Here is a 13901-nt window from a genome sequence, read left to right on the forward strand (position 1 = left end):
CGCTACCCCCCGTGCGAGTGCCCCCGCTGTGGCGGGACCTCGTCGTCGGTCCGTGCCCTTCAGCCGGCATCCATCGCGCCGGGGGCGGCGTAGTGGCCGCCTTCCGACGTTGAAAGCTCCCTTAGAACGGGATTCCCGGGTACGTGGTCGAGCTCCGCGGGGCTGGCGCCAACAGCTCGCCGTGCTCCTCTACGCCGCCGCCGTCATCGTCCTGGTGGTCACCCTGGCCATCGCCGGTGATCCCGGCCGCTGACCGGCAACCGGCTTCCGGCATGAATTCCGCGTTCGCTCGATCCGTGGCCACACGCCACCCACGTCTCCCCACCGGCCCGGAAACAACCGGGCTGGTGAGGCACGCCCCATCGGGGCTGGGCCGGCATCCGTCGGCCCTGGACTTCCAGGAAACGGAGACACACATGGCAGCGCAGAAGGAAGACCTGCTGATCGGCGTCAAGAGCCTGATCAAGGTCCAGGACCGCTTCACCGCTGCGGCGGCGGAGTCCGACTCCACCGGCACCTCCGCGGGGGACGACGGCGAGAACCGTGACGGCCTGAACCTCCCGCAGGAGTAGCACCACCAGCACGCCACAGCACCAACCGGGGGCTCGTCAACCACGGCGGGCCCCCGGCCTCACGCCCATGACTCAGACCGGAGGAACACGTGGACCACCACTTCGTCACCGCGATGGAGAAAGCCCTCGGCTGGGACGGCCCCAGGGGACTCGGAGCCGCTTTCGCCCGGGGAACGATCGAGGACCTCGATCTGCTCGATCGCCTGCTCAACCCCAAGAAATTGCTGGACCTGGTGATGCGCCGCAGCGTCACCACCCCCCAGTTCCGCATCTTCCAGGACGGCGCCGAACTGCACCCCGGCCGCTACATCCACCCCTCCGTCACTCGGCGGGGACAAGCCATCCCCATGGCCGACATGCACCGTGTCGGCGCGCTGATGCGCGAGGGCTGCACCATCGTTCTGGACGAGGTCGACTTCTTCGACCCGGCCATGGAAGCCACCTGCCGCGCGCTCCAGTGGTGGGCCCGTGAGCTGGTGCGGCCGATGGCCACGCCCTCCTCGGCAGCGCTTGCACCGCCCTGGCCGACGCGGCCCGCGAGGGCCTGTGCCGCACATGGGGTGTGTCTTCCTGGGACACCCGGCCGCTCGGCATGGTCGGGGTGGACGACCTGCCGTCTCCGGACGTCCTCATGGTCCGGGCCGGGTTCCTCGTGGGCATCGACCTCCTCGAATACCACCGCCGTCCTGCGCAGCGTCTGGCAGCCGGGCGAGACCTGGGGCATGAGCCCCCTCGGGGGTGGCAACGGGAAGGTCTGGGAGGACTTCGACCCTCGCCCCTTCCTTCGACCGCCCCACGATGGCTTGTCCCGCGTGCAGGCAGCATTCCGTACGGCGTTCCACCTGCCGAGTGCTGCCGCGGTGGCCGCCGGCACCGACAACCCCGGTCACCTGGCCGAGCTGGTCCAGGCCCTGGGCGCGGATGTGAACACCACCGCCGTCAGTCAGTACCTGCGCGCCCTGCATGGGCACCGTCAGAGCTGAAGCTCAGCCACCAGGCGCTCGGCCTCATTCCGGGCCGGCACCAACAGCGGATCCCCCTCGTACGCGTGGGGTCCGACGATCTTCGACAGGAAGAACAGCGACATCAGCTTGCCGTCCCGGCTCTCCAAGTCCGCACGCCGCTCCTGGCGGACGCGGTCCGCGAGCGCCGGGACGGCCAGCGCGTTGCCCCACAGCGTTGCGGCGTCCAGGCCCCGGGGCGCCATGCCCCAGTCCTCCCAGTCGATGATGGAGAACTCCGGTCCCATCACGTTGGCCCAGGTCAGATCCGCATGAGCCGGCGCCCACCGCTCGATGCGCGTATCGGCAAGGCCGGGGAAGACCTCACGGAGTGTCTGCGTCACTTGCTCCTGGGTGATCGTCACCGTGTCCGGCGTCGCGATCCGCGGCGTCTGCTGGTCCCCGAGGGCGTCCAGCGAAGCCTTCAGCTCCGCCCACCACGCATCCGGCAGGCCCGGGTCTTCGAGTACCAGGGCGCCCTTGGCGACAGACGGCGACGCAAGCAGCTCCAGCTCGTCCGCGCGCCACATAACCGGCTCGCCCGGCTCGCGCCACGCCACGCCCTGGTACCACTCGGGCATCGCGACCCCTTGCAGCACGGCAGCGGCCTCGGTCCCGTTCCAGCCCTGCGGGCCGATCCGCTCGAATCCCCGCCGCTCGATACGCACCCACGTATCCCGCTCCGTTCGGCCACCCAAGGAACGGCGCTTACGTACGAGCGCCTGCCGATCCAATCGCACGTGCAGGGCCCCCTCCACACGCTCCAGCACGTCTTCGACCGGCTGACGGCGCAGGTCCACTCGGGCAGAGACAGGCAGGGAAACAGCCATCATGACCTCCTCGGCGAACGGATGACCGTAGCAGCAGAGGCTCCCAGACACGACCTGCCCGTCAGCACTGGGAACTATCCCCGCGCGTGCAGGACGGTCCGCCCCGTCCGGACGTGGTCGTCCCCCTTCGGATCCCATCCCAACCAGCGCTCAGTCGCCCTCATCGATCACCGTCTCGCCACCGCAGCCGCAGCCGCAGCCGCAGCCAGGCCAGTACGCTGCACCGGAAAGAATCCCGGGGCCACCCTTTGGTGGCAGCAAGGGCAGTGCGTCACCGTCAGAGGATCGATCCGCACGGGCCCGAAATCGACCTGCCGAGCTTCGGTCTCACGCCGATCCTTCTCGGCGGAGAATTCGCCAACGGCTCGACGGAACCTGGCGTGGGCGGTCCAGGCGTTCCCGCCTGGACCCAGCCTCCGCGAACGGGCACCCTCCGCCGATCGCGCGGCAGCACGACCCCGCCGCGCGGGGGAGCCTCCTCCCTCTACGGGTCACGGGAAATAGGGAGGTTGCCCGATCCCGGCACCCCCTCCTCAGACGGACGCTGGTCCGATGAGCAGTTGGGGAACGGGACGGGTCCTGCGGGACCGCGACGCGGGGCTGTATCTCGCCGGGGTGGTGGTCTCGGGGTTCGGCACGAGCGCGATGTGGCTGGTGGCCGGGATCTGGGTGAAGTCGCTGACCGGGTCGGATGCCCTCGCGGCGCTGACGGTGTTCGCCCTGTGGGCGCCGGTGCTGGCCGGGCCGGCGCTGGGGGCGCTCGCGGACCGGCTGCCGCGGCGGCCGGTGCTGGTCGGCGCCGGCCTCGTGATGGCCGCGGTGCTGCCCGTACTGCTCCTGCTCGATTCGGCGGACCGGGTGTGGCTGCTGTTCGCCGTCCTGCTGGTGTACGGGGTCTGCGGCACCCTCCACGACGCGGCGGAGGCGGCCCTGGTGCCGCAGGCCGTCGACGGCCGGCTGCTCGGTGACTTCAACGGGCTGCGGATGACGGCGAACGAGGGCGTGAAGCTGCTCGCGCCGCTGCTGGGCGCGGGCCTGTTCGTCCGCTGCGGCGGAGCGTCGGTGGCACTGCTCGACGCGGTGACGTTCGCGCTGGCGGCGGGGATCTTCGCCCTGCTGCGGGTCCGCGAGGAGAAGCCGGAGCGGATCACGGGACCCGGTGGTTTCGCGCAGCTGCTGGAGGGCGGGCGGCAGCTGTGGGGCTCACCCGTGCTGCGGCCCCTGGTGCTGGCCGGCGCCGCGGTGATGTTCCTGGCGGGTCTGAACGGCGCGGTGATCTACGCGGTCGCCGACGGCGTGCTGGGGCACGCGCCCACCTACGTGGGGGTGCTGTACGCGGTGCAGGGCGCCGGTTCCGTCCTGAGCGGCCTCGCGGCGGGCCCGCTCCTGCGATGGTTGCCGGAGCGGGTGTTCACGGCCGCGGGAGCGGCCGTGTTCGCGCTGGGCGTCGGGGCCAGGGCGCTGCCGTACGACGCGGCGGCGCTGGCGGGCAGTGCGGCGATCGGCGCGGGGCTGCCGTGCGTGCTGGTCGCCGCACTGACCGCGGTGCAGCGCGAGGTCCCGAACGCCGTCCTGGGCCGCGCGGCCGCCACGGCCAACACCCTGGTCTTCGTACCGAATGCGCTGGCCCTGGCGCTGGGGGCCGGACTGGTGGCCCTCGTGGACGTACGGGTGCTGCTGCCGGTGCTCACGGTGGCGGGCCTGGCCGTGGCACTGCTGCTCGTGACAGCGCGGCCGGGAGAGGGGACGGAGCCGCGCGGCGACGGTGCGCGCCGCGCGGCCGGTCGGTCCTGATGGCCGGTCGGTCCCGGGGTTACGCCCCCGGTCCCGCCCACAGGCCGTCCGCCGTGAGCCCCAGCAGGTCGATCGCGTTACCGCGCACGATGCGGTCCACCACGTCCGGTGCCAGGTGGCCCATCTGCGCCTCGCCGACCTCGCGGGACTTCGGCCAGGTCGAGTCGGAGTGCGGGTAGTCCGTCTCGTAGAGGACGTTGCCGACGCCGATCGAGTTGAGGTTCTTCAGGCCGAAGGCGTCGTCGAAGAAGCAGCCGAAGACGTGCTCCGCGAAGAGCTCCGACGGCGGGCGCAGCACCTTGTCCGCGACTCCGCCCCAGCCCCGGTTCTCCTCCCAGACCACGTCCGCCCGTTCGAGGATGTACGGGATCCAGCCGATCTGGCCCTCCGCGTACATGATCTTCAGGTGGGGGAAGCGCTCGAACTTGCCGCTCATCAGCCAGTCGACCATCGAGAAGCAGCAGTTGGCGAAGGTGATGGTGGAGCCGACCGCCGGCGGGGCGTCCGCGGACGTGGACGGCATGCGGGAGGAGGAGCCGATGTGCATGGCGATGACCGTGCCGGTCTCGTTGCACGCCTCCAGGAAGGGGTCCCAGTCGTCCGTGTGGATGGACGGGAGGCCCAGGTGCGGGGGTATCTCCGAGAAGGCGACCGCGCGCACGCCGCGCGCCGCGTTGCGGCGGACCTCCGCGGCGGCCAGGCGGGCGTCCCAGAGCGGGATCAGGGTGAGGGGGATGAGGCGGCCGCGCGCGTCGGGGCCGCACCATTCCTCGACCATCCAGTCGTTGTAGGCCCGTACGCCGAGCAGTCCCAGCTCACGGTCCTTGGCCTCGGTGAAGGTCTGGCCGCAGAAGCGGGGGAAGGTCGGGAAGCACAGGGCGGACTGGACGTGGTTGACGTCCATGTCGGCGAGGCGGTCGGGAACCGAGAAGGACCCCGGGCGCATCTGCTCGTAGGTGATGACTTCCAGTTTGATCTCGTCGCGGTCGTACCCGACGGCCGTGTCGAGGCGGGTGAGCGGCCGGTGCAGGTCCTCGTACACCCACCAGTCGCCGATCGGGCCGTCGTCGCCCCTGGCTCCCATGACGGGGGCGAACCTGCCGCCGAGGAAGGTCATTTCCTTCAAGGGGGCGCGGACGACGCGGGGGCCGGTGTCCTGGTACTTGGACGGGAGCCGGTCCCGCCAGACGTGGGGGGGCTCAACCGTGTGGTCGTCCACCGAGATGATCTTCGGGAAGGTCTCCATGGCTCATACGGTAGCGCTGATCTGACGAACCGTCAGCTAGTTGGTCCGTGATCGGCCATGGACGGGCTGACGTGTACGCGCAAGACAGGGCAGACTGACCCTTACACCGAACGGAAGGCAGGGGGACGACAGATGGACGGCGTACCGGCCATCCCGCACCCGCGGAAGCATCCCGAGGGAGCCCGGCCCACCAGCACGTCCAAACACCCGGCCCCGGCCCCGACCCCGGACCCCGCCCCGGCCGCCACCTCCGCCGCCCCCGCCACGGCCGCCGCCCCGGCCGAGTCCCGCTTCGCCGTCCTCGGCCCCGTCCGCGCCTGGCGCGGCGCCGAGCTCCTGCCCTCCGGCACCCCCCAGCAGCGCGCCCTGCTCGCCGTCCTGCTGCTGCGCGACGGCCGCACCGCCACCGCGCCCGAGCTCATCGACGCCATCTGGGGCGAGGACCCGCCGCAGCAGGCCCTCGCCACCATCCGCACGTACGCCTCCCGCCTGCGCAAGGTCGTCGCTCCCGGGCTGCTCGTCACCGAGTCCGGCGGCTACGCCATCCGGCTGCGCTCCGCCGCCACCCTCGACCTCGGCATCGCCCGCAGCCTCGCCGCCGACGCCGACAGCGCCCGCGCCGCCGGGGACCGCTCCCTCGCCCGCACGCTCCTGGCCCGCGCCCTCGACCTGTGGGAGGGCGAGCCCCTCGCCGGGGTCCCCGGCCCGCACGCCGAGACCGAGCGCACCCGGCTCGCCGAATGGCGCCTCCAGCTGCTGGAGACCCGCCTCGACCTCGACCTGGAGGTCGGCCACCACGCCGAGGCCGTCTCCGAGCTCACCGCCCTCACCGCCGCCCACCCGCTGCAGGAACGCCTGCGCGAGCTGCTCATGCTCGCGCTCTACCGCAGCGGCCGGCAGGCCGAGGCCCTCGCCGTCTACGCCGACACCCGCCGCCTCCTCGCCGACGAACTCGGCGTCGACCCGCGCCCCGAACTCGCCGCGCTCCAGCAGCGCATCCTGTCCGCCGACGCCGATCTCGCCCGCGCGGAAGACCCGGCCCCGGCCGCCGCGACCGTCCACGTGTGGCCCGCCCAGTTGCCCGCGACCGTGCCCGACTTCACCGGCCGATCCAGCTTCGTCGACGAGCTCGGCGCCATCCTGTCCGGCGGCGCCCAGGACCAGGTCATGGCCGTCTCCGCGCTCGCCGGCATCGGCGGCGTCGGCAAGACCACCCTCGCCGTGCACGTCGCCCACGCCGCCCGCCCGCACTTCCCCGACGGACAGCTCTACGTCGACCTCCAGGGCACCGAGGCCCGCCCCGCGGAGCCGGAAGCCGTCCTCGGCTCCTTCCTGCGCGCGCTCGGCACCCCCGACACCGCCATTCCCGACTCCCCCGCCGACCGGGCCGCGCTCTACCGCTCCACCCTCGACGGCCGCCGCGTCCTGGTCCTGCTCGACAACGCCCGCGACGCCGCCCAGGTCCGCCCGCTGCTGCCCGGCACCGCCGGCTGCGCCGCCCTCGTCACCAGCCGGGTCCGCATGGCGGGCCTCGCCGGGGCCCATCTCGTCGACCTCGACGTGATGAGCCCCGAGGAGGCCCTCCAGCTCTTCACCCGGATCGTCGGCGAGGAGCGCGTGCGCGCCGAACGCCAGGCCGCCCTCGACGTCGTCGGCGCCTGCGGCTTCCTGCCGCTGGCCATCCGCATCGCCGCCTCCCGGCTCGCCGCCCGCCGCACCTGGACCGTCTCCGTCCTCGCCGCCAAGCTGGGCGACGAGCGCCGCCGCCTCGACGAGCTCCAGGCCGGCGACCTCGCCGTCAAAGCCACCTTCGAGCTCGGCTACGGCCAGCTGGAACCCGCTCAGCAGCGCGCCTTCCGCCTCCTCGGCCTCGCCGACGGCCCCGACATCTCCCTCTCGGCGGCCGCCGCCGTCCTCGACCTCCCCGAGTACGACACCGAGGACCTCCTCGAAACCTTGGTCGACTGCTCCCTGCTCGAATCCGCCGCCCCCGGCCGCTACCGCTTCCACGACCTCGTACGCCTCTACGCGCGTGCCTGCGCCGAGCGCGACGAGCAGCCCCCGGGCGGGCGCGAGGCGGCCCTGGACCGGCTGCTGGACTTCTACCTGGCCACCGCCTCCGGGGTGTACGCCCTGGAACGCCCCGGCGACCGGCTGCCGGCCCACCTCTCCGACACCCACTACCCCGGGCTGGTCTTCGCCGAGCCGCGCGCCGCCCTGGACTGGCTGTACGCCGAGGCCGACCCGCTGCTGGCGTGCGTACGGCAGGCAGCCGCACGGGGCGGCGAGACGCTGGTCCTGCGGCGGGCCGTGGACCTGCTGTGGGCGGCCAAGGACCTCGCCGAGTCCGGGGCCAACTCCAAGCAGTACGAGTCGGCAGCCGTCGCCCTGCGCGACGCCGGCCAGGCCGCCAAGGACCCGTACGCGGAGGGCCGCGCCCGCACCACCCTCACCAACGTCCACCTGGTCGCCGGCCGGTTCACCGCGGCCGACGACGAGGCCCGCCAGGCCACCGTGCTCGCCCGCGAAGCCGGCGACCCGCTGCCCAGCTGCTGGGCGCCCAACGACCGCGGGATCATCGCCCTGTACGAAGGGCGGCACGCGGACGGCGAGCGGTACCTGCTGGAGGCCATCGAGAACTTCCGCGCCGACGCCAACAACGTCGGCGAGGCCAGCGCCCTGTGCAACCTGTCCCGCATCCACGTGGAGCTGGGCCGCCTCTCCAGCGCCATAGACCTCGCCCAGCAGGGCATCGCCATCTACGACCGGATGGGCCTGACCCTGCGCCTGGCCAACGGCCGCTACGCGCTGGGCATCGCGCTCACCCAGGCCGGCCGCCTCGGCGAGGCCCTCACCCAGCTCACCGAGGCGCTGTCCCTGTTCCACGAGAACCGGCAGCCGCTGTGGGAGGGCGTGACCCACTTCCGGCTCGCCGTCGCCCACCTGGCTGCGCGCCGGCCCACCCTGGCCGCCTCGCACGCCGAGCAGGCGATCGCGCTGCGCGGCATCGGCGGGGAATGGCGCCGGGCGACCGTGCTGACGGTGCTGGGCAAGGCGCTGCGGCGGCTGGGGCAGACGGACCGGGCGCGGGCGTGCTGGCGCGACGCGGAGGCCGTCTTCCGGCAGCTTGGGTCCACCGAACTGGCCGAGGTGCAGGCCCTGCTAGCCTCGGAGATCGCAGCCTGACCTGCGACGATCCCCGTTGAACGAGCCGTTCATCGTTCGTTTATCGCCGCTCGGCACGATAGGTGCATCGACCCGGCGCGTCGGGGGGCATCCGGGTCGGTTGGAGGACCACCCGCTCGGCGGTCATCGGGGGAATCGCCGAGCGGGCCCTACCCATCCACCAGGAGAACCGATGACGACGAACGAGAACATCCTGCCGGCCGACGGTGACAGCAAGTCGCTCGACAACCACGCCCCGGGCGTCGACGTCGAGACTCTGGACAACCACGCCTCGGGCATCGAGATCAAGCCGCTCGAGCCGACTCCGGCTCCCGTGCCGGCCCCGGCGACGCCGGCCGAGGAGATCCAGACCATGGACAACCACGCGTCCGGTCCGCGCCCGTAACACCACGCACACGGCACGACGCAGGAACGCAAGACGTACGGGGGATTCAACGGGGGAACGGCGGTCGCGGTGGCCCGGAGGGGGAGCCACCGCGACCGCCGCACGTCTGCGTCCGGGTCCGCACCGGGGCTCCGGCTCGCGGCATAGGCTGGGAGCGTGTTCTCCTCCCACGGACCGAGCGTCCGCGAACTCGCCGTGCAGGGCCTCTCCTCGATCGAGCGCGGCTACGACCTGCTCGCGCCGAAGTTCGACCAGACGCCCTTCCGCACCCCTGACCGCATGCTCGACGCCGTGGAGGAGACCCTCGCCCAGCGGGAGGGTTCCTTCGGCGCCGGGCTCGACGTCTGCTGCGGCACCGGCGCCGCGATCGGCATGCTGCGGAGGCTGTGCCGGGACCGGGTGACCGGGGTGGACCTCAGCGCCGGCATGCTGGCCGAGGCCGGACGCGCCCACCCGGACGAGCGCGTGGACTTCGTACGGGCCGACGCACGGGCGCTGCCGCCCGTGCTCGCGGACACGTACGACCTGGCGGTCAGCTTCGGGGCCTTCGGCCACTTCCTCCCGGCCGAGCGGCCCGCCCTCTTCTCCGGGGTGCACCGCGCGCTGCGCCCCGGCGGGGTGTTCGCCTTCCCGATCGGCGCCCCGATCCCGCCGAGCTCCCCGGTGTGGTGGACCGCGGCGGGCTTCGACGCCGCGATGCGGGTGCGCAACGCGGTGTGGCGGCCGTCCTTCGTCATGTACTACCGGACCTTCCCGCTCAGCGGGGTCCGCCGCGACCTGGAGGCGGCCGGCTTCACCGTGGAGACCGTGCCGCTGGATCACTTCGGGCGGCAGGCCGGGGGCGCTCCCCGCTGGCGGCTGGTACTGGCCCGGCGTACCTAGCGGAATCACTGCGTCACCACCGGTGCACGGGACACAATCGATGAGGGTTCGTCAGGCAGCTTGCTTCCGCACCACCCTCACCCTTTGGAGCAGCCGGTGTCGTCGCAGGAAATGCCCATCACGATCACCCCTCAGCAGGCCGCCCACGGTGTCGTCCTCCCCGTTCTGCTGGCGAACGGACCGGCCCGGCTGCGCATCCCGTCCTGCCGGAACGGCGATCTCGTACGGGCCCGTGTCGGGGACCAGGAGTTACTGCTGCGCATCCGCGTCTCGGGGGCCGCAGCGGGAGCGGGAGCGGGAACCGCAGCCGGAGCGGGAGCCGCATTCGCGACCGGCGCCGCCAGCGCAACCGCCGGCGCGGGTGCGGGTGCGGGCGTGCCGCGGTCCGGCCCGTCCCCCATGGCGAACGGCCGCGGGTGCATCGCCGCGTTCCTGGTCGCCGCCGTGGTGGTCGTCGCCTTCATCGCGGTGAACGACGGGGACGACAACGACGGCAAGAACGCCGCCTCCCCGACCCCGACCTACTCGTCCAGCGCGTGGTCGGCGCCGTCCTCCACGCCGTGGACGGCCGAACCCACCACCGCCCCGAACCCCGCGCCCACCGGGTACAGCCCGGAACCCGCACCGGAACCCACCGCGGAACCCACCCCGGAGCCGAGCCCCTTCGACCGGGGCACCTGCCTCAACGGACAGTTGCCGGACTCGACGACGCCGCAGAGCGTCAGCGGCGTGGACGAGGTCTCCTGCTCGGCGTCCGACGCGCACTACAAGGTGATCGAGAGCATCCCCGGCACCTCGGACATGGACCGCTGCAACTCCAACCCCAAGACGCAGTACGCGTTCTCCTACCGCTACACGCGCGGTGCCACCGTCCTCAACCAGTACGTGTACTGCCTGGTCGGCCTCGGCTCGTACGCCCGCTGAGCCGGCGGCCGCGGGTTCAGCGGGCGGGCGGCTCCACCCTCTGCCACTCCTCGACCGGCTTGGTGATCAAAAGGCCCCGGACGACGCGGCGGGTCAGGACGACGGCCCCTTCGCCGTACTCGTGCAGCTCGCGTACGGTGACCGATCCGTCTCCCGTACAGCGCTAGCGGGCGCGCAGCTCGCGCTTGAGGACCTTGCCGCTCGCGTTGCGCGGCAGCTCGGAGACGAACTCCACCGCGCGCGGCACCTTGTAGTTGGCCATCTCCCGCCGGGACCAGGCGATCAGGTCGTCGGCGGTGAGCGTGGAGCCGGGTCGGCGGACCGCGTACGCCTTGCCGACCTCACCGAGGCGGGGATCGGGGACGCCGACGACGGCGACGTCCGCGATGTCCGGGTGCAGGCCGAGGAGTTGCTCGATCTCGGCGGGGTAGGCGTTGAAGCCGCCGACGATGAACATGTCCTTGATCCGGTCGGTGATGCGCAGGTTGCCGTGCGCGTCCTTGAACCCGACGTCTCCGGTGTGCAGCCAGCCGTCCCGGGTGATCGCCTTGGCGCTCTCGCCGGGGTCCTCGAAGTAGCCCTGCATGACGTGGTAGCCGCGGACCACGATCTCGCCGGCCTCGCCCGTCGGCCGCGGCGTCCCGCCCGCGTCCACGATCATCACCTCGGTGTCCGGGATGGCCCGCCCCGAGGTCTCGGAGATGATCTCCGCGGGGTCGCCCCGCCGGCACATGGTGACGATGCCGCTGGCCTCGGAGAGCCCGTACGCGGTGAGGACGGTGGCGATGTGCAGCTCGCCGCGCAGCCGCTCGACGAGCCGGAGCGGGACCACGGCCGCGCCGGTGACGACCAGGCGCAGGGCGGACAGGTCGTGGTGGTCGCGCTGGGGGTGGTCGAGGAGGGACTGGTGGAGGGTGGGCGGTCCGGGGAGTACGGAGATCCGCTCGGCGGCGACGTTGGCGAGGACGGTGTCCACGTTGAAGACGGGCTGCGGGACCATCGTGGCCCCGCGCATCAGGCAGGCGATGATCCCGGCCTTGTAGCCGAAGGTGTGGAAGAAGGGGTTCACGATCAGGTAGCGGTCGCCCTCGCGCAGTCCCGCGAGCTCGCACCACACGTCGTAGCAGCGCAGGGACTGGGCGTGGGTGATGACGGCGCCCTTGGGACTGCCGGTGGTGCCGGAGGTGAAGATGATGTCGGAGGGGGCGTCGGAGGTGATGGAGGCGGCGCGTTCGCGCACGGCTTCGGCCGGTATGCGGTCCCCGCCCGCCAGGAAATCCTTCCAGGTGCGGAAGGACTCGGGTGCGTCCTCGGCGAGGACGACGACCTGCTCCAGGTGCGGGAGCCCGCGCAGCGGCCCGGTGCCGGGGCCCTCGCCCGCGGCCCGGCGCAGGGAGGCGACGTAGGAGGTGCCCAGGAAGGTGCCGGTGACGAAGAGCAGCCGCGCCCGGCTGCGCTGGAGGACGTACGCCGCTTCCGCGCCCTTGAAACGGGTGTTGAGGGGGACCAGCACCGCGCCCGCCGAGACGGCGCCGAGCGCGGAGACGATCCACTCCAGGGTGTTGGGGGCCCAGACGGCGACCCGGTCGCCGGGCTCGACCCCGGCGGCGATGCAGGCGGCCGCGGCGCGCTCGACGCGTTCGCCGAGCTGCCCGTAGCTGATGCGGACGCGGCCGTCGACGACGGCCTCCTGGTCGGCGTACCGTACGGCTGCCGTCCGGACGAGCCCCGCGATGCTGCCCCAGCGCAGGTCTGCGCGTACGCCGTCGCTCACGCCGTCGCTCACGTCGTCGCTCACGTCGTCGCGTACGGCCCCGCGTGCGTCGTCGCCCATGCGTGTCATCCTCCCGCGAACCCAGTAGCTGACTAACCGTCAGATTAGCTGTAGCCTTCGCGGCTGTCAGTACTGGCGCACCCCGGAGGTGGCGATGGCGGCAACGCTCAAGGACGCTACGGCGATAGTGGGCATCGGGCAGACCGCCTTTGCCAGACAACTGCCGCAGTCCGAGAAGGAACTGGCCTGCCGGGCGATCCTGGCCGCCCTCGCCGACGCCGGCATCGATCCCTCCGAGGTCGACGCCTTCTCCTCCTACACCATGGAGGAGACCGACGAGGTCGAGGTCGCCAAGGCCATCGGCGCCGGCGACGTCACCTTCTTCTCCAAGATCGGCTACGGCGGCGGCGGTTCCTGCGCCACCGTCGGCCACCTGGCCTCGGCGATCGCGACCGGCCAGGCCACCGTCGGCGTCGCCTGGCGCTCCCGCAAACGCGGCTCCGGCCCGCGCCCCTGGAAGAACACCGCCGTCCAGCTGCCCACCCCCGGCCAGTGGACCCGCCCCTTCGGGCTGCTGCGCCCCGCCGACGAGATCGGCATGCTGGCCCGCCGCTACATGCACGAGTACGGCGCCACCCGCGACCACCTCTTCAACGTGGCCATGGCCTGCCGCAACCGGGCCAACGCCAACCCGGCCGCGATGATGTACGAGCGCCCGCTGACCCGCGAGATGTACATGACCTCCCGCATGATCAGCGACCCGCTCTGCCTCTTCGACAACTGCCTGGAGACCGACGGGGCGCTGGCCTGCGTGATCGTCTCCGCCGAGCGGGCCCGGGACTGCCGCCAGAAGCCCGTCTACGTGCACTCCGTCGCCCAGGGCCTGCCCTCCCAGCACCACGGAATGGTCAACTACTGGAACGACGACCCGCTCTCCGGGCCCGCCTGGACCGCCGCCCGCCACCTGTGGAAGCAGGCCGACTTCGGGCCGCAGGACGTGGACGTCGCCCAGATCTACGACGCCTTCACCCCGCTGATCCCCCTCTCGCTGGAGGGCTACGGCTTCTGCGGGCGCGGCGAGGGCGCCGCCTTCACCGAGGGCGGAGCCCTGGAGACGGGCGGCCGGCTCCCGATCAACACCGGGGGCGGCGGCCTGTCGGAGGCGTACGTGCACGGCTTCAACCTGATCAACGAGGGCGTCAAGCAGCTGCGCGGCATCTCCACCGCCCAGGTGCCGGACGCCGCGACCTGCCTGGTGACGGCGGGCGAGGGTGTCCCGACGTCCGCGATCCTGCTGAGGAGCTGAC

At 72.4% G+C, this 13901-nt stretch carries 12 protein-coding genes; 9 read left to right on the top strand and 3 right to left on the bottom strand.

All coding sequences use genetic code 11. The features are described from left to right. Nucleotides 1-109 precede the first annotated feature (109 nt). From OG332_RS18820 to OG332_RS18830, 3 genes are all read left to right on the top strand, one after another. Nucleotides 110-253, top strand: a complete 144-nt coding sequence (locus OG332_RS18820) for a hypothetical protein (RefSeq protein WP_327414572.1) — start codon at nt 110-112, stop codon at nt 251-253. A gap of 163 nt (nt 254-416) precedes the next feature. Beyond that, the gene (locus tag OG332_RS18825; RefSeq protein ID WP_327414573.1) at nt 417-572 is read left to right on the top strand and encodes a hypothetical protein; all 156 of its coding nucleotides are present in this window, start codon (nt 417-419) and stop codon (nt 570-572) included. An 89-nt stretch (nt 573-661) separates the two neighbouring features. Beyond that, nucleotides 662-1555, top strand: a complete 894-nt coding sequence (locus OG332_RS18830) for a hypothetical protein (protein ID WP_327414574.1) — start codon at nt 662-664, stop codon at nt 1553-1555. Here OG332_RS18830 and OG332_RS18835 read toward each other — a convergent pair. After that, on the bottom strand, nt 1546-2403 hold the full coding sequence (locus OG332_RS18835) for a hypothetical protein (RefSeq protein ID WP_327414575.1): 858 nt from the start codon (nt 2401-2403) through the stop codon (nt 1546-1548). The genes OG332_RS18830 and OG332_RS18835 overlap by 10 nt on opposite strands. 552 nt (nt 2404-2955) lie before the next feature. On the opposite strand from OG332_RS18835, the gene OG332_RS18840 reads away from it, so the two are divergent. Continuing rightward, on the top strand, nt 2956-4197 hold the full coding sequence (locus OG332_RS18840) for an MFS transporter (RefSeq protein ID WP_327414576.1): 1242 nt from the start codon (nt 2956-2958) through the stop codon (nt 4195-4197). Between the two features lie 19 nt (nt 4198-4216). On the opposite strand, the gene OG332_RS18845 is transcribed toward OG332_RS18840, so the two are convergent. Next, nucleotides 4217-5443, bottom strand: coding sequence for an amidohydrolase family protein (locus OG332_RS18845; RefSeq protein WP_327414577.1), 1227 nt, complete (start codon nt 5441-5443; stop codon nt 4217-4219). Between the two features lie 132 nt (nt 5444-5575). Here OG332_RS18845 and OG332_RS18850 point away from each other — a divergent pair, with 132 nt between their 5' ends. From OG332_RS18850 to OG332_RS18865, 4 genes are all read left to right on the top strand, one after another. Next, nucleotides 5576-8629 carry an AfsR/SARP family transcriptional regulator gene (locus OG332_RS18850; RefSeq protein ID WP_327414578.1) on the top strand — a complete coding sequence of 1018 codons (3054 nt, stop codon included), beginning with the start codon at nt 5576-5578 and terminating at the stop codon, nt 8627-8629. A 172-nt stretch (nt 8630-8801) separates the two neighbouring features. Beyond that, entirely contained in the window at nt 8802-9014 is a 213-nt protein-coding gene (locus OG332_RS18855; protein ID WP_327414579.1) for a hypothetical protein, read from the top strand. Between the two features lie 156 nt (nt 9015-9170). Next, the gene (locus OG332_RS18860; RefSeq protein WP_327414580.1) at nt 9171-9896 is read left to right on the top strand and encodes a methyltransferase domain-containing protein; all 726 of its coding nucleotides are present in this window, start codon (nt 9171-9173) and stop codon (nt 9894-9896) included. A gap of 96 nt (nt 9897-9992) precedes the next feature. Then, nucleotides 9993-10820, top strand: coding sequence for an LppU/SCO3897 family protein (locus OG332_RS18865; RefSeq protein ID WP_327414581.1), 828 nt, complete (start codon nt 9993-9995; stop codon nt 10818-10820). Between the two features lie 163 nt (nt 10821-10983). Here OG332_RS18865 and OG332_RS18870 read toward each other — a convergent pair whose 3' ends face one another. Next, nucleotides 10984-12654 carry a FadD3 family acyl-CoA ligase gene (locus OG332_RS18870; protein WP_327414582.1) on the bottom strand — a complete coding sequence of 557 codons (1671 nt, stop codon included), beginning with the start codon at nt 12652-12654 and terminating at the stop codon, nt 10984-10986. Nucleotides 12655-12748: 94 nt separating this feature from the next. Between OG332_RS18870 and OG332_RS18875 the strand changes: the two genes are divergently transcribed. Further along, the gene (locus OG332_RS18875; protein WP_327414583.1) at nt 12749-13900 is read left to right on the top strand and encodes a lipid-transfer protein; all 1152 of its coding nucleotides are present in this window, start codon (nt 12749-12751) and stop codon (nt 13898-13900) included. Nucleotide 13901 lies beyond the last annotated feature (1 nt).

Origin of the sequence: Streptomyces sp. NBC_01233, assembly GCF_035989305.1 — a bacterium.
GTDB lineage: Bacteria > Actinomycetota > Actinomycetes > Streptomycetales > Streptomycetaceae > Streptomyces.